Origin of the sequence: Algihabitans sp., from assembly GCF_965226985.1 — a bacterium.
In the GTDB taxonomy this organism is placed as follows: domain Bacteria; phylum Pseudomonadota; class Alphaproteobacteria; order Kiloniellales; family DSM-21159; genus Algihabitans.
On sequence record NZ_OZ245712.1, the window covers coordinates 421567 to 445791 of the forward strand.

At 63.0% G+C, this 24225-nt stretch carries 20 protein-coding genes and 1 pseudogene; 15 read left to right on the forward strand and 6 right to left on the reverse strand.

Going from position 1 to position 24225, the window contains the following annotated elements; genetic code table 11:
* Window positions 1-41: 41 nt before the first annotated feature.
* Window positions 42-809 carry an HpcH/HpaI aldolase family protein gene (locus ACO054_RS01830; RefSeq protein ID WP_421708741.1) on the forward strand — a complete coding sequence of 256 codons (768 nt, stop codon included), beginning with the start codon at window positions 42-44 and terminating at the stop codon, window positions 807-809.
* Between the two features lie 14 nt (window positions 810-823).
* Here the strand turns inward: ACO054_RS01830 and ACO054_RS01835 are convergent, their stop codons facing one another.
* Complete coding sequence (locus ACO054_RS01835) at window positions 824-1888, reverse strand: LacI family DNA-binding transcriptional regulator (RefSeq protein WP_421708742.1); 1065 nt, start codon at window positions 1886-1888, stop codon at window positions 824-826.
* Between the two features lie 411 nt (window positions 1889-2299).
* Between ACO054_RS01835 and ACO054_RS01840 the strand changes: the two genes are divergently transcribed.
* The 4 genes from ACO054_RS01840 (at window position 2300) to ACO054_RS01855 (ending at window position 7556) form a co-directional block, all read left to right on the forward strand.
* Complete coding sequence (locus ACO054_RS01840; RefSeq protein ID WP_421708743.1) at window positions 2300-3262, forward strand: TAXI family TRAP transporter solute-binding subunit; 963 nt, start codon at window positions 2300-2302, stop codon at window positions 3260-3262.
* Window positions 3263-3372: 110 nt separating this feature from the next.
* A complete protein-coding gene (locus ACO054_RS01845; protein ID WP_421708744.1) occupies window positions 3373-5298 on the forward strand; it encodes a TRAP transporter permease in 1926 nt (641 codons plus the stop codon).
* 130 nt (window positions 5299-5428) lie between these two features.
* Window positions 5429-6736 (forward strand): histidinol dehydrogenase, encoded by a 1308-nt coding sequence (gene hisD / locus ACO054_RS01850; protein WP_421708745.1) that lies wholly within the window; start codon window positions 5429-5431, stop codon window positions 6734-6736.
* 37 nt (window positions 6737-6773) lie between these two features.
* Window positions 6774-7556: an SDR family NAD(P)-dependent oxidoreductase gene (locus ACO054_RS01855; protein ID WP_421708746.1), complete on the forward strand. Its 783-nt coding sequence runs from the start codon at window positions 6774-6776 to the stop codon at window positions 7554-7556.
* A gap of 23 nt (window positions 7557-7579) precedes the next feature.
* Here the strand turns inward: ACO054_RS01855 and ACO054_RS01860 are convergent, their stop codons facing one another.
* Window positions 7580-8500: a LysR family transcriptional regulator gene (locus tag ACO054_RS01860; RefSeq protein ID WP_421708747.1), complete on the reverse strand. Its 921-nt coding sequence runs from the start codon at window positions 8498-8500 to the stop codon at window positions 7580-7582.
* Between the two features lie 232 nt (window positions 8501-8732).
* Between ACO054_RS01860 and ACO054_RS01865 the strand changes: the two genes are divergently transcribed.
* From ACO054_RS01865 to ACO054_RS01900, 8 genes and pseudogenes are all read left to right on the forward strand, one after another.
* On the forward strand, window positions 8733-9461 hold the full coding sequence (locus tag ACO054_RS01865) for a LamB/YcsF family protein (RefSeq protein ID WP_421708748.1): 729 nt from the start codon (window positions 8733-8735) through the stop codon (window positions 9459-9461).
* A gap of 49 nt (window positions 9462-9510) precedes the next feature.
* Window positions 9511-9753, forward strand: coding sequence for an acetyl-CoA carboxylase (locus ACO054_RS01870; protein WP_421708749.1), 243 nt, complete (start codon window positions 9511-9513; stop codon window positions 9751-9753).
* Between the two features lie 26 nt (window positions 9754-9779).
* Window positions 9780-11144 carry an acetyl-CoA carboxylase biotin carboxylase subunit gene (locus ACO054_RS01875; RefSeq protein ID WP_421708750.1) on the forward strand — a complete coding sequence of 455 codons (1365 nt, stop codon included), beginning with the start codon at window positions 9780-9782 and terminating at the stop codon, window positions 11142-11144.
* Between the two features lie 24 nt (window positions 11145-11168).
* On the forward strand, window positions 11169-12032 hold the full coding sequence (locus ACO054_RS01880) for a 5-oxoprolinase subunit B family protein (protein ID WP_421708751.1): 864 nt from the start codon (window positions 11169-11171) through the stop codon (window positions 12030-12032).
* Window positions 12029-12997: a biotin-dependent carboxyltransferase family protein gene (locus tag ACO054_RS01885; protein WP_421708752.1), complete on the forward strand. Its 969-nt coding sequence runs from the start codon at window positions 12029-12031 to the stop codon at window positions 12995-12997. The genes ACO054_RS01880 and ACO054_RS01885 overlap by 4 nt, the downstream gene beginning before the upstream one ends.
* An 87-nt stretch (window positions 12998-13084) precedes the next feature.
* Window positions 13085-13153 (forward strand): annotated as a pseudogene (locus ACO054_RS01890) (molybdopterin cofactor-binding domain-containing protein); the annotation flags it as partial.
* A 59-nt stretch (window positions 13154-13212) separates the two neighbouring features.
* Window positions 13213-13455, forward strand: a complete 243-nt coding sequence (locus ACO054_RS01895) for a hypothetical protein (RefSeq protein WP_421708753.1) — start codon at window positions 13213-13215, stop codon at window positions 13453-13455.
* A 257-nt stretch (window positions 13456-13712) separates the two neighbouring features.
* A complete protein-coding gene (locus tag ACO054_RS01900) occupies window positions 13713-15515 on the forward strand; it encodes an NAD(P)/FAD-dependent oxidoreductase (protein WP_421708754.1) in 1803 nt (600 codons plus the stop codon).
* A gap of 24 nt (window positions 15516-15539) precedes the next feature.
* Here the strand turns inward: ACO054_RS01900 and ACO054_RS01905 are convergent, their stop codons facing one another.
* Together ACO054_RS01905 and lptF are read right to left on the reverse strand one after the other, a co-directional pair.
* Complete coding sequence (locus ACO054_RS01905; protein ID WP_421708755.1) at window positions 15540-17477, reverse strand: polysaccharide biosynthesis protein; 1938 nt, start codon at window positions 17475-17477, stop codon at window positions 15540-15542.
* A gap of 107 nt (window positions 17478-17584) precedes the next feature.
* Entirely contained in the window at window positions 17585-18721 is a 1137-nt protein-coding gene (gene lptF, locus ACO054_RS01910; protein WP_421708756.1) for an LPS export ABC transporter permease LptF, read from the reverse strand.
* 157 nt (window positions 18722-18878) lie between these two features.
* Between lptF and cysD the strand changes: the two genes are divergently transcribed.
* Window positions 18879-19673 carry a sulfate adenylyltransferase subunit CysD gene (cysD, locus tag ACO054_RS01915; protein WP_421708757.1) on the forward strand — a complete coding sequence of 265 codons (795 nt, stop codon included), beginning with the start codon at window positions 18879-18881 and terminating at the stop codon, window positions 19671-19673.
* 16 nt (window positions 19674-19689) lie between these two features.
* On the forward strand, window positions 19690-21594 hold the full coding sequence (cysC, locus tag ACO054_RS01920) for an adenylyl-sulfate kinase (RefSeq protein WP_421708758.1): 1905 nt from the start codon (window positions 19690-19692) through the stop codon (window positions 21592-21594).
* A 43-nt stretch (window positions 21595-21637) separates the two neighbouring features.
* Here the strand turns inward: cysC and ACO054_RS01925 are convergent, their stop codons facing one another.
* A complete protein-coding gene (locus ACO054_RS01925) occupies window positions 21638-22615 on the reverse strand; it encodes an NAD-dependent epimerase/dehydratase family protein (RefSeq protein WP_421708759.1) in 978 nt (325 codons plus the stop codon).
* A gap of 237 nt (window positions 22616-22852) precedes the next feature.
* On the reverse strand, window positions 22853-24133 hold the full coding sequence (locus tag ACO054_RS01930; protein ID WP_421708760.1) for a nucleotide sugar dehydrogenase: 1281 nt from the start codon (window positions 24131-24133) through the stop codon (window positions 22853-22855).
* Window positions 24134-24225 lie beyond the last annotated feature (92 nt).

Sequence of the window (24225 nt, forward strand, 5' to 3'; positions counted from 1 at the left end):
GCCAGGGCCTACACGAATGGAGACGATGGAAGGGAGATAGTGTGACACAGTTCAAGGCGCGGCTGGCAGCCGGAGAGATGTTGGCCGGTACCTTCGTGAAGACCCCGGCGATCGAGATGGTGGAGATCTTGGCCATGTCGGGCCTCGATTTCCTCTGTCTGGACGCGGAGCATGCCCCCTTCGACAGGGGCCGGATCGACCCCTGCCTGGCCCTGGCACGGGCGCTCGGGCTGCCCTGCCTCGTCCGCGTCTCCGCTGCCACGCCGGACGCCATCCTGCAGGTCCTCGATGCGGGCGCCACAGGCGTCGTCGTGCCGCATGTGGACAGCGCCGAGAAAGCGGCCGCGATTGCGAAGGCAGCACACTTCGGTCATGGCGGACGCGGCTTTGCCGGCTCTACCCGCTGGGCAGGTTACGCGACCCGTTCGATGGGTGAAGTGCTCGCGCGGAGCCGTGACGAGACCGTCGTGCTGGCTCAGATCGAGGAACCGGAGGGCGTGGCCGCCAGTGCGGAGATCGCTGCGACGGAGGGGATTGACGGCCTCTTCCTGGGCCCGGCGGATCTTTCCGTTGCCTTGGGAAAGACCGACCAGTCGTCCCCTGAACTGATGGCGCAGATCGAACAGGTTGCCGCTGCCGCTAAGGCTGCCGGCAAGGCCTTCGCGACCTTCGTTCCGAACGTCGCGAAAGCGAAGGAGTGGCAGCGCTTTGGCTTCTCGCTCTTCTTCGTAGCTTCGGAACAGGCCTGGATGCTGACCGGCGCGAAGGAGGCGGCGTCCGGCATCAAGGCGCTGCGCGGCGACGCCTGAGTCGAACTCTATTGTCAAAGTGCCGGGACGCGTCCCGTGGAGTCGCGTTCGATAAGGCGGCCTGGAACCAAGACAGTGCTCGGCGACGTCGGGGCGTCGGTGTCCGCCAGGTCGAGAATGCGAAGGGTTTCGGCAACCATGCGGTTGATCGGTTGGCGGAAAGTGGTCAGGCCGAAGCTCGGCCAGGCGGAGGCGTCGATGTCGTCGAAGCCGACCACCCAGATGTCATCGGGAACGCGGATGCCACCGACGCGGCGAAGTCCGTCGAGAACGCCCAGCGCCATGATGTCGTTCGCCGCGAAGATGCAGTCGGGTCTGACATCGCAGGACAGTAGAGACTTTGCGGCCTGCAAGCCCCCGTCGAACGTGAAATGGCCCTCGGCTCTCAAGGGGGCGGGCAGCCCGGCGTCGATCAGACCGGAGGTGAAGCCACGTTCACGGTAGAGGCTGGTCGAAGCACCGGGCAATCCAGCCACAAAAGCGGGGCGGCGGCGCCCGCCCTCCGCAAGGAAGCGGGCAACCGTGCGGCCTCCAGCTTCGTTGTCGCAGCAGACGGCGCTGATCGCGGAGCTTTCCACGGTCCGGTTGAACAGCACAACCGGCACCGGTGCGGTCTCGCAGGCCGACATCATCTCCGCCGTCGGTCTGGCGGAGGTGATGACCACACCTTCCACGCCGTAGCCGAAGGCGCGGGGCAGCAGCGCCTCCAGCGGCTCGTCCTGCGCGGGCGTGAAAAGCATCACGTGCTTGCCCTGCTTCGAGAAGGCTTGGGCAAAGGTCTCCAGCACGGTCGGGTAGAAGGGGTTGGTCACTTCGGTCATCAGCAGCGCGATCATGCCGGAACGGCGGGTAATCAGACCGCGCGCCAAAGGGTTTGGCTGATAGGCAAGGGACTCGGCAGCCTGCAGAACGCGAGTCTTCGTGGTTTTTGAAATGCTCGCGTGGGGCGTGAAGGCCCGAGAGACCGCGCTGATCGACACACCCGCCGCGCGCGCAACGTCGGCGGCGGTTGCGCGAGGACTGTTGGCTTTACCGTTCTTGGCCTTGGGCGCGCTTCGGCGTTTCGACTCGTTCTGCATGGCGGACTCGCTCGATACCGGATCTCACGTCTGGTCCAGACGCTCATCCATAGGGGGCGTCAGGGCGGCGCCTCACGATAAGCGACCCTGGCAGCCAACCATGCCTTTCAGGCTCAAGTGATGCAAACGATAGTCATTTTTCAACCGTTTAGATCGCTTTGATGTACGGTATAAGTGAACTGTCGTTCTAATTTAAATAACTGAAATATAATATATTTTCGGAAGACAGTTCGTGAGATCGCCTGAATGTATGGTGACGAATCTTCCGAGAGCTCGATCCGGCTTGGCTGTTTCGCGTCGATAGCGGAAAATTTTTGAAAGCGTTTGCAATTCTGATTTTGTGGCGATATGGAAAAGAAAGGCGACCTTTTCGCCAACTAAGAAACCAAACCATGGGAGGTTATGCGGATCATGTGGAAGTCATGCTTGCGGCTTGCCGCCGTTGCGGTCGTAGCGACCCCTGTCCTGGGGGGCGCCGCGGAGGCGGAGACCCGTCTCGCCTTCGGCGCCACTAACGCTCAGTCGGCCCACTACGCCTACTTTGCGGCACTGGCCAACATCGTGTCCGGACAGGACGGTTATCAAGCATCGGTTGTGGAAACGGGCGCCACGGTCGATAATCTCAAGCGCATGTCGCGTGGCCAGTTGGACATCGGCCTCGTCACCACCTCGACGCTCTACCACGCTTACTATGGCGTGAAGGGCTTCGACGGCGCTCCGGTCGAATCGAAACTGCTCTGGGCCTACTCCCTGGCACCGCAGAACGTGATCGTCCGCCAGGATTCCGGCGTAACCAGCATCGCGGATCTCGCCGGGCAGGAGTTCGGCCCCGGCCAGCGCGGATCCTCGACCGAAGCCACGTCGCTCCAGGTAATGGAGCTGTTGGGCGTCGAGCCCGACTGGGTGCGCGGTACCAACGGCGAACTGGCCGATGCGATCAAGGACCGTCGGGCGATCGGTTTCATCAAGTCCGCCGTCGGCACGAAGTTCGATGCCCTGACCACCGACATCGCGACCTTCACGCCGGTGCAGGTGCTGGGGATCAGCGACGAGCAGCGCGCGAAGATCGCCGATGAGCTTCCGGAACTGTCCCTGGTCGATATGCCGGGCGGCGAGATGGAAAACACCGGGCCCTACCAGACTTGGGGGTTCATGATCGCCGTTTCGGCCCAGCCCGAGATGGACGAGCAGACGGCCTACGACATCGTCAAGGCGGTCATGGAGGATATGGACGCGCAGCGGGCCGGCTTCCCGGCAATCGGTGACGGTGACCTGGTTCAGCTCACCCTCGACTACGCCACGACGCCCCTCCATCCGGGCGCCATTCGCTACTACGAGGAAGCCGGTTACGACGTGCCGGACCGTCTTCGCTAAGGGACCGCTACGGTTTCTCCTTTGGGGGGCAGCGGCCAGCTGCCCCCTTCCGCCCCCCTCTTTGCCGACGGTCTGGCTGACCGTCCGCGCTGCGGAGGCCGTGGCCGCCCATGAGCGACAGTGAAGCGCAGACGCGGGTCGAGGCCCGGCCGGGAACGCTCAGGGACAAGCTGACCCTGGTGCTGGCCGGTGCCCTTGGACTCTTCGTTCTCTACACCTCCTTCTTCGGCGCCTTCGAGTCCCTGATCCAACGAGCGATCTTCGTCTCGGTGATCGGCGTTCTCGGATTCGTGATGTTTCCGCTCGGTGCCGGCAAGCCCTGGCGCCGTTGGGGACTGGCGCTTGACACTCTTTTGGCGGCAACGTTGCTCGTTTCGAGCGTCTACATCGTTCTGAACTTCGAACGCATCATGACGGAGCTGCCCTGGGCGCAGCCCCATGAGGTCGCCCTGGCCGCCGCCGCGGTGGCTGTCGTGCTCGAGCTGTCCCGTCGAGTTACCGGCAGTCTGCTGTTCCCTGCTATCGTTCTTCTCTCGCTCGGCTACGCGCTCCTCGGGCATCTCATCCCAGGCGATTTCGGGCATCGCGGTTTCGACGTCGCCTACCTGACGGAGGTCGTCTACCTTTCGGATCGTGGGCTTTGGGGCCTCCTGGTCAACGTTGCCTCGACCACCTTGGCCGCTTTCGTGCTGTTCGGTGCGATGCTACTGCACACCGGGGCCGGCCAGACCTTTTTCGACCTGTCGGCGCGCGCGGGCGGCAAAGCGACAGGCGGCGCCGCCAAGATCGCGACCATCGCTTCCGGTCTCTTCGGCTCCATCAACGGATCGACGGTCGCCAACGTGGCGACGACCGGCAACTTCACAATTCCTCTGATGAAGCGCTTGGGATACCCGAGAAGTTTTTCGGGTGCGGTCGAGGCGGTGGCCTCGACCGGCGGCCAGTTGGCGCCGCCGATCATGGGGACAGCCGCCTTCGTGATGGCCGAGCTGGTGAACATCAACTACTGGGAAATCGCGGTCGCCGCGATCTTGCCGGCCTTTCTCTTTTACCTCAGCGTTCTGACGACGGTGCACTACGTCGCTAAGCGCAAGAACCTCGGTCAGGTCGATACCGAAGACCTGCCCGACTGGCGTACGGCCCTCCACTGGCGACGGATGGCGCCCATCATTGCCGCCGTCATCGGGCTTGGCGTCGGGATTGCCCAGGGTCGCTCGATTGCCCTTACTGCCTGCTACGGCATGATCGGTATGATGGGCACCAGCATCACTCTTCAAGTCTTCGGTGGCGAAGGCTGGCGCGGTGCCGCCGGGACGCTGTGGCGCTCTCTGGTCGACGGAGGGCGCGGCGTGGTGACGGTCGGCGTGCTGCTGGTCGCGGCACAGGTGTTCGTCGGTGTCCTCAACCTCACGGGTTTCGGCGTCGCCGCGACCAGCATGATTCTTCAGGGGGCCGGTGGGCAGACTTTCGCTGTGGCGGCCATCATGGCTGTGGTCTGTCTGATCGCCGGGATGGGGCTTCCGACCTCGGCCGCCTATGTGCTGGTTGCCGCCGTTTTCGCACCGGCGTTGATTCAGCAGGGGCTCGACCCTCTGGTCGTCCACTTCTTTGTCCTCTACTACGCGACGCTCTCGGTCATTACGCCGCCGGTCTGCGTGGGGGTCTTCGTGGCCGCTGCCATCGCTCAATCGCCCTGGGCCAGGGTCGCGGGGCAGGCAGTGCGCCTGGCCGCCACTGTCTATGTCCTGCCGATGCTGTTCCTGATCTATCCAGGCATGCTCGCCCAGGGCGGCCTGCAGGAGATCGCCATGGCCGCAGTGACCGGAGTCGTCTTCTGTTTGTCGGTCGCCAGCCTCCTTGCCGGCCGTGCTGTGTTCGGTCAGGCGAGCTATTCCGCCGCCGTCTGGCTGCTGCCGGCCGGGCTCGCACTTCTGCCGGAGTGGCCGGCGACCCTGGCCGCACTCGGTGTCTACGCGGCTCTGGAGCTCGCTACGCGTGCTCTGGAGCGCCGACCCGTCTTTGGAGCCGGCCCGTGAAGCGGCGAGTCGGAGCCGTCGATCTCATAGGGCCTGTGTCAGTAGAAGCGCGGGCGAGCGTCGCCCGAGATGAAAGGTCCGCCGTTCCCTTCCCGGAAGCGGAAGCACGTCTCCAACAAACGAGGATGCCATGATCGAGTACCTGAAACGAGGCAAGCAGGAAGAGGCACGTGCCGTCGAGGATGCCAAGGTGCGTCAGGTGGTCGAGCAGACGCTTCATCAGATCGAGACGCGCGGCGACAGCGCGGTGCGGGAGTTGAGCGAGAAATTCGATAGCTACAGCCCGCCGTCCTTCCGCCTCTCCGCCTCGGAGATCGAAGCGCTCGTCAACCGCGTATCTGCGCGCGATATGGAGGATATCGCTTTTGCGCAGACCCAGGTCCGCACCTTTGCCGAGGCACAGCGCGCCTCGATGCAGGACGTGGAGATCGAGACCATGCCGGGTGTCGTTCTCGGCCATAAGAACATTCCGGTCCAGTCGGTTGGCTGCTACGTGCCCGCCGGGAAGTTTCCAATGGTGGCGTCCGCTCACATGTCGGTCCTGACCGCGTCGGTCGCCGGAGTGCCGCGCATCGTCGCGGCGACACCGCCTTTTCAGGGCGAACCGAACCCTGCCGTGATCGCGGCGATGCATCTCGGCGGCGCCCATGAAATCTACGTACTGGGCGGCATTCAGGCGGTCGGTGCGATGGCGCTCGGGACCGAGACCATCGACCCGGTTCATATGCTGGTCGGACCTGGCAACGCCTATGTTGCCGAGGCGAAACGCCAGCTCTTCGGACGGGTGGGGATCGACCTTTTCGCCGGGCCGACCGAGACGATGGTCATTGCCGACGAGACGGTCGACGCCGAGATCTGCGCGACCGATCTGCTGGGGCAGGCCGAGCACGGTTACAATTCTCCTGCGGTACTGGTCACGAACTCACGCCGCTTGGCCGAGCAGACGATGGTCGAGATCGAACGTTTGTTGGAGATCCTGCCGACGGCCGAGACGGCGGCGGCCTCCTGGCGCGACTACGGCGAAGTGATCCTCTGCGAGACCTATGAGGAGATGCTTCAGGTCAGTGAGGAGATCGCTTCGGAGCATGTCCAGGTCATGACGGATCGTGACGACTGGTTCCTGGAGCACATGACCTGCTACGGCGCGCTTTTCCTCGGCGCGCGCACGAACGTGGCCAATGGCGACAAGGTCATCGGGACCAACCACACGCTGCCGACGAAGAAGGCGGGGCGCTACACCGGCGGTCTTTGGGTCGGCAAATACCTCAAGACGCACAGCTACCAGAGAGTCACCACCGACGAGGCGGCGGCTCTGGTCGGCTCCTATTGCTCGCGCTTGAGCATGCTGGAGGGCTTTGTGGCCCATGCCGAGCAGGCTAACGTTCGGGTCCGGCGCTACGGCGGCAAGAATGTGCCTTACGGCGCGGCGGCGGAGTGACGTTCGACTCTTCTCTCGGTTTGAAGAAAGCCTCCAGATGACCGATTCCGCTGTAGTCGAGTTGCCGAAGTCTCCCAGCTTCCGATTGGACGGCCGGCGTGCGCTCGTGACCGGTGCCTCCTCCGGCATCGGGCTCGGCTGTGCCGTCGCCTTGGCCGAGGCCGGGGCGCATGTCCTGCTGGCCGCGCGCGGGCGGTCGAAGTTGGACGCGCTAGTAGCGGCTTTCGCGGAGCGTGGCTGGTCGGCCGAAGCTTTGCCGCTGGATGTGTCCGATATCGACGCGACCGCCCGTACGGTGGCCGAACGAGGACCGTTCGAGGTCTTGGTCAACAGTGCGGGGCTGGCGCGACATGGGCCGGCGGTGGAGACCCGACCGGAGGACTTCGACGCTGTCGTCGGTTTGAACCTGCGGGGTGCGTACTTCCTGACCCAAGCCGTAGCCCGTGGTCTGATCGACGCCGGCAAGCCGGGATCCCTGATCACGCTGTCCAGTCAGATGGGACAGGTTGGGGGGCTGGACCGCGCGGTCTACTGCGCCACGAAGTTCGCCGTCGAGGGCTTCACCAAGGCTATGGCGATCGAGTGGGGCGGCCACGGGATTCGCGTGAATACGCTCTGTCCGACCTTCATCCGGACGCCTTTGACGCAGCCCACCTTCGACAATCCGGAGCGGGTGCGATGGCTCGAAGAAAAGATCAAGCTCGGACGGGTCGGCGAGATCTCTGATGTCATGGGTGCGGCGCTCTATCTCGCCTCCGATGCCTCCGCTCTGGTGACCGGAACGGCCCTGATGGTCGACGGCGGATGGACTGCCGACTGACCCTGCTTCGAGGCTCCGGTTGTTCAGGTCGCCAGAGAGTGGCCGGCGCCGTTGAAGGTCAGACTCAGGTAGTCGCGGAAGGCGCGCGTCGCCGGAGATAGATCCGCGTCCCGTGCCCAGGCGACGCCGACGTTCATGCTCGGAATCGTCTCCGCAAGCTGCCGCGTCTCGATGCGCTGTCCCTCCAGGGACCAGGGCCGGTAAACCATGTCCGACAAGATGGTGAGGCCCATCCCGTTGGCGACCAGGCTGCGGACGGCTTCGACTGAGGAGGTCTCGAAGCTGATCCGGGGTTTGAGGCCCACCTGCTGCCAGTAGCGCCCGGCCGTTTGTGCCGCTTCGTCCACCGTCAACATCACGTAAGGTTCCTTAGCGATGTCGGAGAGGCCGATCCGTTCCGCCTGATGAAGAGGATGATCCAGCGGTAGCCAGAGGCGACGGCGCGAGCGGATCAGCGTTTCCTGATCCAGAAGGTCGCGCGCTTCGATATTCGAAGTCAGGAGGACGGCGGTATCGAGCTTGCCGGAGACGAGATCGGCCTCGATCGAGGCGCGCGGGGCCTCATGGAGTTCGATCATGACGCCGGGGAAGCTGCGCGAGAAACGCGCCAGGTGCTGCGGCAGGAAGTAGCCCGCGACCGTATAGGTGACGCCTAACCGCACTTGGCCCGCGACCTCGCGCGCGCCGTCCTTCTCCAGTCGCAGGGCCTCGTTGACGGAGGTCACGATGTTCCGGGCGTGGCGAAGGAAGCGATTGCCTTCCAGGGTCAGTGAGACGCCTTGTGCGTGGCGGTCGAACAGCTTCGTTCCAACCCGCTGTTCCAGGTCCTTGACCGCAGCCGTGACGGCAGACTGCGAGACGCCCAGCTCGACCGCAGCGCGGGAGATCTGCCCGGCCTCGGCCGCCGCCAGGAAGTAACGAATATGGCGGAAAGAAACGTTCACCTCTCACCGTCCCCTTGGACCATCGGATCCTGACTGCGCGATTGCGGTTTCGCCTGAAGCCTGCGTCTCTCTCTATCAGAAAATCAGATATCTAAATGAAAAATTTTCTATTTCGTATATCCGCTTGGATACGCAACACTCTCGCGAGAAGCGTCCTTGCGGACGTTGAGACGCCAAGGGCGGGAATTGGAAGACCAGCCTTCCAGCGTACGACAGGCAGTGGAGGAGTGGCATGACGGCGATCAACTGCGACATGGGTGAGAGTTTCGGTCTCTACAGCATGGGCGACGACGAGGGGCTGATGCCGCATATCACCGTCGCCAACGTCGCCTGCGGATTTCATGCCTCCGACTTCAACCACATGCGGCACACGGTCCGTCTGGCCAAGGCCTACGGCGTGAAAGTCGGTGCTCACCCCTCGCTTCCCGATTTGCAGGGTTTCGGCCGCAGGGAGATGAAGATCGGGCGCGAGGAATTGGCGAACTGCGTCATCTATCAGATCGGCGCCCTGAAGGGCTTTCTCGAAGCCGAGGGGATGTCGCTCAATCATATCAAGCCTCATGGGGCGCTCTACGGAATGGCGGCGCACAGTGAGGAGGCGGCGCACGCCATCTGCGATGCGGCGGATGTATTCAAGGTGCCGCTGCTGGGGATGATCGACACCTTGCAGGAGCGCATCTACGGCGCGCGCGGCCACACGATGGTCGCCGAGTATTATGCGGATCTCGACTACGGCGACGACGGCTTCCTGATCATCACGCGGGAACACGGAGCAACCGATCCGGAGACTGCCGCGAAGCGCTGCGTGCGTGCGGTGCAGGAGGGCTTGACGACCTCGGTCAATGGCAAGGACGTGCCTGTGCGTGCCGACTCGATCTGCGTCCATTCCGATACGCCCAACGCGGTCGAGGTCGCACGTGCCGTCAAGGAAGCGGTATCGCCCTGGCTGGATGCTGCGTGAAATCCGCCCCTGCCGCTTGACGAAGATCTAACAGGAGAGACGCGAGACCATGGCGACGAAGCAGATCCTTTCGCACCTGCCAGGCGTTTTCTATCGCCAGCCATCGCCCGATCAACCGCCTTACAAGTCGGACGGTGACGCTGTCGCGGTGGGGGACACGATCGGTCTGATCGAGGTGATGAAGACCTTCCACGAAGTGCAGGCGGACAGCGCCGGTAAACTCGTGAAGTTCCTGGTCGAGAACGAGGGCCCCGTGATGGCCGGGCAGCCGCTCGCCGAGTTGTCCGACTAGAGCGGTAGAGGCGGAACACCAGGGCTATGCCGATTCGCAAACTGTTGATCGCAAATAGGGGTGAGATCGCCGTGCGGATCATCCGTGCGGCCAGGGAACAAGGCATTGCGACCGTTCAGGTTCACAGCGCCGCCGATGCCGACTCCCTGGCGGTGAAGTTAGCCGACGAAGCCATCGAGATCGGTCCCGCGCCGGCGGCGAAGTCCTATCTCAATATCGACGCTCTGCTGGCGGCCGCCCGGCAAAGCGGTGCCGACGCCGTTCATCCCGGCTATGGTTTCCTGGCGGAGAATGCGACCTTTGCCGACCGGGTCGCCGCGGCTGGCTTGACCTTCGTCGGCCCTAGCGGCGACACGATCCGACTGATGGGGGACAAGGTGGCCGCGCGCCGGGTCGCTGCGCGTGCCGGCGTGCCGACCGTCCCGGGTAGTGACGGTTTGATCGCCGATCTGGAGGCCGCAAAAGACGTCGTCGCCGAGATCGGCTTTCCGGTCATGATCAAGGCCGCTGCCGGCGGGGGCGGACGGGGTATTCGCATTGCCCAGGATGTGTCCGAGTTCGAGCGGTTGTTCCCGCAGGCCAGTGCCGAGGCTCAAGCCGCCTTCGGCGATGGCGGCCTCTACGTCGAAAAGGTCATCGAGCGCGCCCGCCATGTGGAGGTCCAGATACTGGGGGACGGCGAGCGCGCACTCCATTGCTTCGAGCGGGAGTGTTCGTTGCAGCGGCGTCGGCAGAAAGTTTGGGAGGAGGCGCCATCAGCGGCCCTGTCTCCGGAGACTCGCAGCGCGCTTTGCAAGTCCGCGGTGAAGCTTGCGGCCTCCGTCAACTACTCGGGCGCCGGAACGCTGGAGTACCTCTACGACGAAGCCACAGGCGCCTTCTACTTCATCGAGATGAATACCCGCATTCAAGTCGAGCATCCGGTCACGGAATGGGTGACCGGGATCGACCTGGTCGGAGAGATGCTGCGGATCGCAGGGGGCAGACCGCTTCGCTTGCGCCAAGACCAGGTGACGCTGCGCGGCCACGCTCTGGAAGTGCGTCTCAATGCCGAGGATCCGGCCAAGGACTTTTTGCCAGGCCCGGGAACCGTCTCCGATCTCAGGTTGCCCGGCGGTCCCGGCGTTCGTTTCGATTCCCTGCTGTACCCGGGCTACAGCATTCCCCCCTTCTACGATTCCCTGCTGGGCAAGCTGATCGTCTGGGGAGAGGACAGGGGGCATGCCATCTCGCGCTTGAAGTCGGCGCTCGCCGAGTTGGAGATCGCCGGACTCGCCACGACCGCGCCCTTGTTCGCCGCGTTGGTCGAAGAGGAAGATATCAAAGAGGGAAACGTACATACGCGATGGCTCGAGCACTGGCTCGAGACCAATGCCGCGAAGCTCGCCTGACCAGGGAGGGGAGAGGTCATGACGATGAGATACAGCTTCGGTGGAGACGAGCATGTGTTCGTTGAAGTCGACGAGGCGATGTCGTTGGAGGCTTTCTTCAAGAGCCTCTCGATCACGACCGCCGTGCGTGCTGCGAAGATCAAGGGCGTGACCGAGATCTGTCCGGCCAACGCTTCCTTCCAGATCAAGTTCGATCCCGACGTCGCCGCGCCAGACGATCTGGTCGCCGAGTTGAAGCAGCTGGAGTCTGCGGCCGATAGCGCGGAAGCCAGGTTGCGGACCCGCATCGTCGAGATCCCGGTCTACTACCAGGACCCCTGGACGCACGAGACCCTCATGCGGTTTCGCGACCGCCATCAGGATCCTGATGCCACCGATATCGAGTATGCCGCCAGCATCAACGGCTACGACTCCGTTGAGGCCTTCATCGCTGCCCACTCGGGGGCGCCCTGGTTCGTCTCGATGGTCGGTTTCGTCTCTGGACTGCCCTTCCTCTATCAGATGGTCGAGCGCGCCCGTCAGATTCAGGTGCCGAAGTACCTGCGCCCGCGCACCGACACACCCAAGCTAACCGTCGGCTACGGCGGTTGTTTCTCCTGCGTCTACTCGGTGCGCGGTGCCGGCGGCTACCAGATGTTCGGCATCACGCCGATGCCGATCTTCGACCCGAAGCAGGAGATCGGCTATCTGCGCGATTTCATGGTCTTCTTCCGCCCCGGCGATATCGTCAAGTGGAAGCCGATCGATCGCGAGGCCTACGACGCGGCCGTCGCCGACGTCGAGGCAGGCCGCTTCGCCCCCCGGATGGCCGAGGTGACCTTCGATCTGAACGAGTTCAACGCCGACATCGATGGCTACAACGCGAAGCTCGAGGAGGCCTTGCAGTGACGATCAAGGTGACGCATGCGGGCCTCGCAACCACGATTCAGGATCTCGGCCGACCCGGCTACTACCATCTCGGCATTCCCATGTCCGGTGCCATGGACCGTCTCGCCCTGGTGAGCGCCAATCTGCTCGTCGGCAACGAGGAAGGCGCGGCCTGCCTGGAAGCGGTCTTCCTCGGTCCGCAGCTCGAGTTCACGCGCGATACCCTGGTTGCGGTCACAGGAGCGGAGCTTCCGCCCAAGCTCGACGGCGAACCACAACCGACCTGGACCTCTTTCAGGGTCAAGGCGGGTCAGACGCTGTCCTTCGATTACTTGCGATCGGGAGCCCGCGCCTACATCGCTGTGGCCGGCGGCATCGACACGCCGCCGATGCTTGGGAGCCGCTCCACCTATGCCATCGGCGCGCTTGGTGGCGTCGACGGGCGTGCGATCCAGGCAAACGATATGCTGCCGGTCGGTGAGGGCGGCGGGCGAGAGGGGGCGAGCGTGCCGGAGGCTTTGCGCCGGTCGCCGGGTAGCCCCGTCGAACTGCGCGTCATTCCCGGACTCTATTGGCACCGTATTCAGGAGGGCAGCCAGAAGTCCTTCTTTGAGGACACCTGGACGGTGGCGCCCGAGTGCGACCGCATGGGCTATCGCTTCCGGGGCGGCAAATCGCTGGATTTCGTCGAGCGCGAACAACCCTTCGGTGCCGGGTCGGATCCTTCCAACATCACCGACGCCTGTTATCCTTACGGCTCGATCCAGGTGCCCGGTGGAACCGAACCGATCATTCTTCACCGCGACGCCGTCTCGGGCGGCGGCTACTTCATGCTCGGCACGGTGATCTCCGCCGACATGGATCTCATCGGCCAGATGCAGCCGAACATGACCACTCGCTTCGTATCGGTCGATATGGAGACGGCCCTGGTCGCTCGTCGCGATCGAGAACGTCTGCTCGAACGTCTGCGAGCGGCTCTGGCGTAACGTCGCGGCAACTGAAAGAACTGGAGGTCGATCCGGATACCGGGAAGACGAGGGTCGGCCGCCTAGTCGGGGGGGGGGCACGACGTCGGGCGTTGCATCAATCCCATGATCGTGGACGGGCAGTTGCATGGTGGCGTCGCTCAGGCGGTCGGTTAGACCCTTCTGGAGCGGGTCGGCTTCGACGCGACGACGGTTGGCTGCTGAGGGCATGATACATGGACTATTGCCAGCCGCGCGCCGATGACTTGCCGAACTTCGACACGGCCCTCAACGAAGTCCCTTGTCCAGACAACCTCATCGGTGTGAAGGGCGCCGGCGAGGCCGGCGCTACCAGTGCTCCGGCCGCTGTGAGCAACGCGGTGATTGACGCCCTCGCGCCGCTGGGACTCGAAAGCATCGACATGCCGGCGACGCCCGAGGTCGTCTGGCGCGCCGTACTGCGGGCCAAAGGCGACTGAGACGCCTCGGTCGGCGGTCGAGCGGGACGGGGGCGAACAGGGCGATGGCTAGCGTGTCGCTCGTCCTGGCGCGTCCTCCTCCGCAGCTGTCTGTGCCGCTTACACTTTGCTTCCAGGCGACGAGCCGTTTCGGATCCGATGCTCATTCACCGTTGTCGCGGCTCTGATAGGTCGCTGGACAAGCCGCGACAGGCTTGCCTCAATTACGGGAGCAGGCGCGGCACAAGCGCACTCGGACCGGTAAACGGGAGGAACGAATGCTGGACACGACACCGAATCTGGCCGTGAACAAGGTTCTTGGCGATCTCGATGCCGCCTTGACGGAGGGCGATGTCGAGGCCGCAGTTGCGCTGTTCGAACCGGAGGGGTACTGGCGCGATCTCGTCGCCTTTACCTGGAACATTCGGACCCTCGAAGGGCGCGAGGAGATCGGCGAAATGCTACGCGCTCAGTTGGCAGATATCGTGCCGCGCGGTTGGGGCATCACGCCGGGCGAGGAGGCCGAGGACGGCGGCGGATTCCTGCAGGCCTGGATCGACTTCGAGACGGGTACGGGGCGGGGTCACGGCCATATCAGGATCCGTGACGGCAAGATCTGGACGCTGCTGACCACGCTCAAGGAGCTGAAAGGGCACGAGGAACGGCGCGGTCTTTCGCGCCCCAAGGGCGTTGCTCACGGGGCTGACCGGGCGCGTAAGAGCTGGGCGGAGTGGCGCGCTGAGGAAGACGCCAGGCTCGGCCATGAAATCCAGCCCTACGTGGTGATTGTCGGTGGCGGCCAGGGGGGCATCGCACTGGGCGCCCGGCTGCGGCAACTCGATGTGCCGACTATTATCATCGAGAAGAACGAGCGCCCCGGAGACAGCTGGCGGAAGCGCTATAAGTCCCTCTGTCTGCACGATCCGGTCTGGTACGATCACCTGCCCTACATCCCCTTTCCAGACAACTGGCCGGTCTTCTCGCCGAAGGACAAGATCGGCGACTGGCTGGAGATGTACACACGCGTCATGGAGCTGAACTACTGGGGCGGCACCCTCGCCGAGCAGGCTGGCTGGAACGACGAAACCAAGGAATGGGAGCTGCGGGTCCGGCGCAACGGCGAGGAGATTCTGTTGCGGCCGAAGCAGTTGGTGTTGGCCACCGGCATGTCGGGTAAGCCGAATCTTCCGGTGTTTCCCGGGCAGGAGCTCTTCAAGGGCGAGCAGCAGCACTCGTCCGAACATCCCGGACCCGATGCCTACAAAGGCAAGAAGGTCGTGGTGATCGGCTCCAACAACTCGGCTCACGACATCTGCGCGGCCCTGTGGGAGGCGGGCGCGGACGTTACCATGGTCCAGCGCTCGTCCACCCATATCGTCCGGTCGGAGCCGCTGATGGAGCACGGTCTCGGGGCGCTCTATTCCGAACAAGCCGTGGCGAAGGGGATCACCACCGACAAGGCCGATCTGATCTTCGCTTCCATCCCCTACCGCCTACTGCCCGACTTCCAGAAGCCGATCTACGATACGATTCGCGAGCTGGACGCCGACTTCTACGCCGGTCTGGAGAAGGCGGGCTTCCTGCTGGATTGGGGCGACGATGGCAGTGGGCTGTTTATGAAGTACCTCCGTCGCGGCTCCGGCTACTACATCGACGTGGGGGCCAGCCAGCTGATCATAGACGGCAAGATCCACTTGAAGGCCGGTTCGGATGTTGAGCGCCTGACCGAAGATGCCGTCGTGCTGAAGGACGGCACTGAACTTCCTGCTGATCTTGTCGTCTACGCCACAGGCTACGGTTCTATGAACGGTTGGGCAGCGGACCTGATCAGCCAGGAGGTTGCGGACCGCGTCGGCAAGTGCTGGGGGCTCGGCTCCGGAACCACCAAGGACCCTGGGCCCTGGGAGGGCGAGGAGCGCAACATGTGGAAACCAACCCAGCAGGAGGCTCTTTGGTTCCACGGAGGAAACCTGCACCAGTCGCGGCACTACTCGCAGTTTCTGGCGCTACAGCTAAAGGCGCGTCAGGTCGAACTTCCGATTGCTGTCTGGGGCATGGGTCCGGTCCACCATCTAAGCTAGCTCTGCGGTCCGTCACGGATCTCTTTAGCGCGCTTTTCGGGGCAACTCGAGAATCTCCGCGCCTTGATGCCACTCGGGCACCAGGGAAGACAGCAGTCCTCGCACCTCGGCATCATCCTGCGCCTGGGCGGCGGCGACAAGTCTATCGAGTCCGCTGCGTAGGTCTGAGAGGTCGACCGTACGTGGGGCAGCGAGCAGAAGACCGGGCTGGTCGGTCGAGACCAGCGTTTCCTGGTCGTGGAAAAGTTCCTCGTAGAGCTTCTCGCCGGGCCGCAAGCCGTTGAAGACGATGTCCACGTCGCGGTACGGCCGCTTGCCCGAAAGGCGGATGATCTGCTCAGCCAGCTCCAGGATCTTGACCGGCCGGCCCATGTCCAGAACATAGATCTTACCGGCTTCCTCGGACTGGCGATGGACCCCGACCGCAGCCGATTGCAAAACCAGCCTAACGGCCTCGCCGACCGTCATGAAGTAGCGCGTCATGTCCGGATGAGTCACGGTCAAGGGCCCGCCGCGCATCAGCTGATCCTGAAACAGCGGTACGACTGAGCCGGTTGATCCCAGCACGTTGCCGAAACGAACGGTAACGTAGCGCGGACCGTGACCTCGGCGACGAGCCTCGAGATCCAGCGCCTGGCAATAGCTTTCGGACAGACGCTTGCTCGCACCCATGACGTTGCTGGGATTGACCGCCTTGTCGGTCGAGATAAGCACCATGACGGTGACGCCGTGTTTCTGGCAGGCCTCGGCGACGTTGCGCGTGCCCGAGACGTTCGTCAGCACGCCTTCGGTGGGCTGTGCCTCGACAATCGGGACATGTTTTAGGGCGGCGGCATGGAAGACCAACTCAGGTTGAACCTCTGCGAAAACCCGCTCCAGGGCTGCAGCATCGCGAACGTCGCAGAGATGGGCGCTGCGTCTTAGCTGTGGCCGGTCGCGATCGAGTTCGCGGTCGATGCTGTAGAGATTGAATTCACTGGCTTCGAGCAAGCCGATCTGCGACGGCCCTTGCGCAGCCAGCTGACGGACCAGCTCGCTTCCGATCGAGCCGCCGGCGCCCGTGACCAGAACGCGGCGTCCAATGACCATCTGCCGGACCGGCTCCGGGTCGAGTACGATTTGCGGTCGTCGCAGCAGATCCTCGATCGCGACCGGCTGCGGTTGCAAAGGCTCGCTGTCCTGCGAGCGCTTGAAGTCGGTCAACTGCGGCAGGCGATCGAGCGTCACGCCATGGCTTTCGGCAAGCGCGAGCAGGATGTTCATTTGATCTCGCCGCAGTTCCTTGGTCAGGATCATGCGCTGCGGCGGGCGGCCGCTCTGCGATGTGAACTGCGCCAGCGCCTCCGGCAGTTTCTCAAGGTCGCCGATGACCGGAACACCGCGGATCTTTCGGCCGACACGCCGGCCCTTCTCGTCCACAACCCCCAGGACCTCGTAGTTTGCGTCGCGCTTCAAGGAGGAGATGAAGAGTTCGGCGGAATCGCCTGCGCCTATAAGCAGGACGGGGACCCGCAGATGCGCATCGCGTTCCAGGACATGGGTGAGGCCGCCGTCCTTCAGCAAGCGATAGAGCAGGCGCGGGCCGCTGAGTAATGCAATCAGCAGCAACCAGGTTACGATCAGCGAACTACGCGGCAGAGCATCCAGACGCGTCACCATGAAGGTGATCGGCAGGAACACCAGGACGGCCAAGGTCGCGGATCGCACGATGCCGAGCATGTCGTTCAGGGAGGCATAGCGCCAGATACCGCGGTATAGACCTGTCATCAGGAATACGGCGCCGGAGACGATGCCGAAGATTACCGCCGAAACCCAGAGATCCCGCTGGATCAGGTCCTCGACCCTCTGAAACCCAAGCCTCAGCAGCAGCGCCAGAACGAACGCTGTAACGGCCATCGCCACGTCGTGCAGGAGCGCCAGGCTCGCGCGGCGAAAGTAGATTGAGGCAAAAAAATCTCTCATGAAGTCTTGTAGATTGCTGCAGGGTTGAAATCGCGAAACCTTCTACCACGAACACGAGGATACGTCGCCAAGTGTACTGGCAGTCAGACCGATACTTGGCAGCTCGGCTACTTGGCGGCCGCGCCCAGCACGACTGCTTGCGGTCGACGGCCGCTCCAGCGTTCCGGCTTGGCCCAAAAGATCAGCCATATCATCAGCAAGTTGGGCAGGAGCAAGCCTGCGTAGACAAGTGGTATGAGAGTAAGATCGTTGGCCACCACGTCTTCGATGGCCAGAACCTGGACTTGAATCAAGGCGACCACGACGACGGCGGCGAGGATGCGTTTCCAGTAGCCTCGCCGGCTGAACTCGCCTGCTAGGAAGGGGGCGACGCCCAGCAGGACCAGCGCTGGCGTATAGAGCGGTAGGGCCAGGCGCTGATGCCCGTTGGCCAGCAGTTCCCCGCGATGGCGCTCGTCGAGGAAGTTCTGCGGCGGTCGAAAGATCTCATGCAGATAGCGTTCCGGCGGTTCGCGCCAGATCCTCTGCTCGTCCGCCCCTTGATCGGCCAATTCAAGCGCATAGCGATCGAAGCTGAGATTCGAGAGCTCGTAGGTGCTGCGGTCGAACTGTTGCCTCTGGCCTCGGTAGAGGATAAGCACGGGACCGCTATCGCCGCTCGTGATCTCGCTGACCTCGGACATGATCGTAATCGGGTTGGCCGGCTCGCGGGTGTCGTGGACCAGGACGTCCAGCAACCGCCCCTCGGGTGTGCGCTGACCGACGTAAATCACGACATTGTCGTCGATTTCCGTGAAGATACCCTCTTGCAGCAGAACCGCGGAGTAGTTGGTGCGAATGTCGTGCTGCAGGTCCTTGAAGCTGCGGAAAGACAGGGGCAGCACGTAGAGGGTGATCAGGAACATGAGCAAGGTCACCACGACCCCGAGCAGGAGAGCCGGTTTGGCGACCTGGAGTTGGCTCAAACCGCATGACCGCATGACGATCAGCTCGTTGTCGGTGGCCAACTTGTTGTAAACGAAGACGACGGATACGAAGGTGGCGATCGGCATCACGATCGTCAGAAAGCTCGGCATCAGAAGTGCCGCGAAGATCACAAATTTCTCTGCCGGCAGGCCACGATTGATGATGTAGTCGAAAAGCCGTAAGGACTGGGTCAGCCAGACCGTAAAGGTCAAGGCGAGGCTGGTAGCGAAAGTCGCCCCCAGCAATTGAAGCAGAACGTAGCGATCAAGGGACTTCATCCAGCCGTTAGGCCACGGCTGCTTTCCGAATGCAAGCTAGAGGACCACGAAATCGCCTCTTGCGAACCCATCAGACACCTTTCTATGACACGTCGACTGGACAGCTGCCGAATAAACGGCGGCATCCAACCTGACTTTAACCCGCGATAGGGCCGTAATGGACCGTTTGGATCATCTTGAATCGCAATCGATCTTCATTCTGCGCGAGGCCTATGCCCGTCTGGACCCTTTGTCCATGCTCTGGTCTCTGGGCAAGGATTCCAACGTCATGGTTTGGTTGGCTCGCAAGGCCTTCTTCGGACGTGTTCCTTTTCCCGTCGTCCTGCTCGATACCGGCAACGAATTGGATGAAGTCTACGCGTTTCGCGACGAGTACGTGAAGACCTGGGACCTCAACTACATCAATGCTGAGTGTCCCGCACTGGAGGAGACCGATCCGACCTTGCCGCTCAACTCCCGTCAGGCCGCGCGCAAGACGCTGGGCCTGAAGCGCATCATCGCTGATCGCGGGTTCCAAGGAATCTTCCTGGGCATTCGCCGCGATGAGCAGGCGGTGCGTGGCAAGGAGCGGGTGTTCAGCCCGCGCGACGAGTCGGGCACCTGGGACTACAAGGATCAGCCGGCGGAGTTCTGGGACCAATACAAGACGGAGATTCCGCCGGATGCACACCTGCGCATCCACCCTCTCTTGGCTTGGACCGAAGTGGACATCTGGCGCTATATCCAGCGCGAGCACATCCCGGTGGTGCCTCTCTACTTCGCCCGTGACGGCTGGCGATACCGGTCCTTGGGCGAAAAGGACATCACCCGCCCCATCCGCTCGGACGCCAGCACCATCGAGGAAATCATCGCTGAGCTGGAAACGACCCGGCAGCCGGAACGGGCGGGGCGGACGATGGACCACGATAGCGAAGACGCCTTCGAACGCCTGCGCGCCAGCGGTTACATGTGATCGAGTTTTCCTGAGAATGACTGATATCTCTGTCAATCCCGCTCCGCGGGAGTTGCTTAAACTTGTCGTCGTCGGTCACGTCGATCACGGCAAGTCTACCCTGGTTGGCCGGCTGCTCTACGACACCGACGCCTTGCCCGACGGTAAGCTCGAAGAACTGCAGGCTATCTCCGCCAAGCGCGGGATGGCGCTGGAGTGGTCCTTCGTTCTCGACTCCTTTCAGGCGGAGCGCGATCAGGCCGTTACGATCGACACGACCCAGATCCGTTTCAAGACGGACAAGCGCGACTATGTGATCATTGACGCGCCAGGGCACCGCGAGTTTCTCAAGAATATGGTCAGTGGCGCGGCCGAGGCCGATGCCGCGGTTCTGGTCATCGACGCGGCGGAGGGCGTGCGCGAGCAGTCGCGGCGCCACGGCTACCTGCTTCACCTGCTCGGCGTCCGGCAGGTGGCGGTCGTGGTGAACAAAATGGATCTGGTTGGCCACGACCAGGCCAGGTTTGCAGAGGTCGCACGCGAGGTGACCGAGTATCTGGCGGGGATCGGCGTCGAGCCAGCGGCCATTCTGCCGATTGCGGCCCGCGACGGAGCGAACGTCGCCAACTCCAGTCCGGAGCTGTCCTGGTTCGAGGGGCCGCGTCTGCTCGAGATGCTGGACCGCTTTCAGAGCGTTACGCGGCCGGGGCTGCAGCCCCTTCGCCTGCCGATCCAGGACGTCTATCACTTCGACGAACGCCGGATTCTGGTCGGCCGGGTGGAAAGCGGCGTCCTGCGCGCCGGCGATACCGTCCTCTTCAGTCCGTCGAACAAGACGGCCCGGGTGCGCAGTCTGGAGGCCTGGAATGCCGAACCTCCTTTGGAGGCCCATGCTGGCCAGTCAGTCGGTCTGACTCTGGAAGAGCAGCTCTTCCTGGAGCGCGGTGAGGTCATGAGCCACGAGCAGCGGCCGCCGCAGCTCACGAACGTCTTCAAGACGACCCTTTTCTGGCTTGGTCGCGGCGCTTTGGAGCCGGGCCAGAAGCTGACCGCCAAGCTGGGGACCGCCCGCTATCCGGTCGAGGTGGTGGCGATCGAACAGACCATCGACACCGACAGCCTGGAACGCCGCAGCGGAGAGAGCTTGCAGCGCAATGGCATCGGCGAGGCGGTCCTCCGCAGCCGCGCCTTGATGGCGGTCGACGAGTCGCAGGCTCTGCCTCACAGCGGGCGCTTCGTGCTGCTCGATGGCCTGGACCTGGTCGGCGGCGGTCTGATCTCGATGGAGGGATACCCCGACCAACGCAGCGTCATGCAGGTCCGCGCCTCCAACGTCTTCTCGGTCGAACACGGGGTGTCGCGAGAGGAACGTTGGTCCCGCAGCGGCCATAAGGGCGGCGTGATCTGGCTCACCGGCCTGTCCGGCGCCGGCAAATCGACCCTTGCCATGGCGCTGGAGCGCTTGCTGTTCGAGCGTGGTTATCAGGTCTATGTTCTGGACGGCGACAACGTGCGGCGTGGGCTCAATGCCAATCTGGGCTTCTCTCCGAAAGACCGGGCGGAGAACATTCGCCGGGTCGGTGAGGCCGCTGCCCTCTTCGCCGATTCCGGTGCGGTCTGCATCACCGCTTTCATCTCCCCCTACCAAAGCGACCGAGACCGCGCCCGCGCAGCGACGGAACGTCTCGTACCTGGCGGCTTCCACGAAATCCATGTGGCTGCCGATCTGGCGACCTGCGAGCAGCGGGATCCCAAGGGGCTCTACAAGAAAGCTCGTGCTGGAAAGATCGCCGACTTCACAGGGGTCAGTGCCCCTTACGAACCGCCTCGCGATCCAGATTTCGTCGTCGATACCGACGCGCTCTCGATCGAGGACGGCGTAGCCCAGCTCCTGGAGTTCTGTCGGTCGCGCATCGCCTTCGATCCGCCGAAGAACCGCTGATCGAAAAGCAGGCCCGGTCTCCGAAAGGGGTCTGAGCCCTAGTCTAAAGCCCGGTATAGCCGCGAAACCACTCAACGAAGCGGGGGATCCCGTCTTCGATGCTGGTCTCGGGTTGAAAGCCCAGGTCCTGTTGTGATGCGGCAATGTCCGCCCAGGTCGCCGGAACGTCGCCCGGCTGCATGTTCTCTAGGCGCTTGTCCGCCTCTCGTCCGCAGGCCTGCTCGATCACCTCGATGAAGTGGAGCAGTTCCTCGCAGCGGTGGTTGCCCAGATTGTATACTTTGTGGGGACGCCCCTGAGTGCCTGTCGGCGGGTGATCGAGCGCCGAAATGACGCCGCGCACGATGTCGTCGACGTAGGTGAAGTCTCGGCGCATCTGGCCGTGATTGAACACGTGAATCGGTTCGCCGGTCAGTATCGCCTTGGTGAAGAGCCAGAGCGACATGTCCGGGCGTCCCCAGGGGCCGTAGACAGTGAAGAAGCGCAGGCCGGTCGCGGGGATGTCGTAAAGATGGGCATAGCAGGCGCTCATCAGTTCATCAGCACGTTTCGTGGCGGCGTAGAGCGAGACCGGAGCGTCGACTCTATCTTCGACAGAGAAGGGCAGGTCCGTGTTGCCGCCATAGACGGAGGAAGAACTGGCGTAGACGAAATGCTTCAGTCCATCGCGTGCCCGGCAGGCCTCCATCATCACCAGATGGCCCATGACGTTGGAGCGGACGTAGACATAGGGGTCGGTCAGGGAGTGCCTCACGCCGGCCTGTGCCGCGAGGTGGATAACGCGGTCGACCTTCGGGTGTGCCTTAAAAACGTCGAAGACGTCCTCTCGCTCTGCCAACTCGACTTTATGAAAGTTGAATTCTCTGCGTCGTAAGAGCGTATCCAGGCGCGCATGTTTAAGCGCGGGGTCGTAGTAGTCGTTGAGGTTGTCCAAGCCGACAACGGTCTCGCCTCGATTCATCAGGGCATGAGAGACATGCATGCCGATGAAGCCGGCGGCTCCGGTGACGAGAATGGTCATACCTCTCTCCTTTGACGAAGGCAGGTCGCAGGAACGATTTGCGAGGCCTGTGATGATGATGCCGGTTCAAACCTGGACTTGGTACGGACCAGCCAGCTCGTAGGACCTCTGGGCCGCTTTTCAAACGCAGCTGTCCTATGCCGGCTCGATACTTGCGCTGTCCAGCACCGAGTTGACTGCGGTTGGCTTTTCCCGGCGACGGCAGCCCATCGAAAGGCCCTGGACGCGCCTCCGCCCCTACAGACTCCAGTAGTGTGTGCCGCTTGGCAGCTCGGTCGGGTCGAGCATCGATTTCACATCGATAACCGTGCCGCCGGGACGCAAGCCGCTGAGCAGCTCGCTTTGCGCCTTCAGCTTGAAAGCCCTATGGGGTACCGCGACGACCACGGCTGACAGGTCGTGCAGAGCCTCGAACGCGTGCAGTTCGCAGTCGTATTCGTGACGGGCCTGTTCCGGATCGGCTAAGGGGTCGTGCGCCAGCGGGACGGCGCCGAAGGCTGCCAGTTCTCGGATGATGTCCGGCACGCGGCTGTTGCGCAGGTCGGGTACGTCCTCCTTGAAGGTCAGACCAAGAATGCCGATCCTGGCGCCGCGGATCTCCATACCGGCTGTTGCGATCTGCTTGATCGTGCGCTCCGCGACGAAGTGGCCCATTTGGTCGTTGATGCGCCGTCCGGAGAGGATGACTTCCGGGTTGTAGCCCACCGCTTGAGCTTTGGCGGTCAGGTAGTAGGGGTCGACGCCGATACAGTGACCGCCGACCAGACCCGGGGAAAAGGGTAGAAAGTTCCATTTGGTGCGGGCCGCGGCCAGGACGTCGGCGGAACGAATGTCCAGACGGTCGAAGATGATCGACAACTCATTCATCAGGGCGATGTTGATGTCGCGCTGGGTGTTCTCGATCACCTTAGCTGCTTCGGCGACCTTGATGCTGGCAGCGCGATGGACGCCGGCCGTCACGACTGCCTCGTATGCCTGTGCGACGCGTTCCAACGTCGCCTCGTCCTGGCCCGCTACCACCTTGACGATCGCCTCGAAGGTATGAACCTGGTCGCCGGGATTGATGCGTTCGGGCGAGTAGCCGAGCGTGAAGTCGCTACCCAGCGTCAAACCCGAGATCTCGGCCAGCAGAGGGCCGCAAACCTCCTCCGTTACCCCGGGATAGACCGTCGACTCGAAGACGACGACGGAACCGGGCGTCAGGTAGGGTGCGATCGTCCGACAAGCACTTTCCAGAGGCTGCAGGTCCGGCTGCTTGTTGTCGGTGACGGGGGTGGGAACCGTCACGACGAAGAAGGTGGATCCTTCCAGATCCTCGGGGCGGTCGGTCACCTTCAGAGAGGTGTCGCGCAGCTTGTCCTGCGTGACTTCACCTGTCCCGTCGTGGAATGCACGAAGATCGGCGATTCGCCGTGGATCGATGTCGAAGCCGACCGTGCCGGCTCGACAAGCGGCAAAGGCGAGCGCAACCGGCAGACCTACGTAGCCAAGTCCGATCACCGCGATTTTCTCGTTCATCAAGCCCTCTTCGTAACTACCTATGAGCGCCGAAGAAAGAAGAGGTCGGACGCCCAGGTTTCATTTTTGGTGATCGCATACACGAGCGGGAT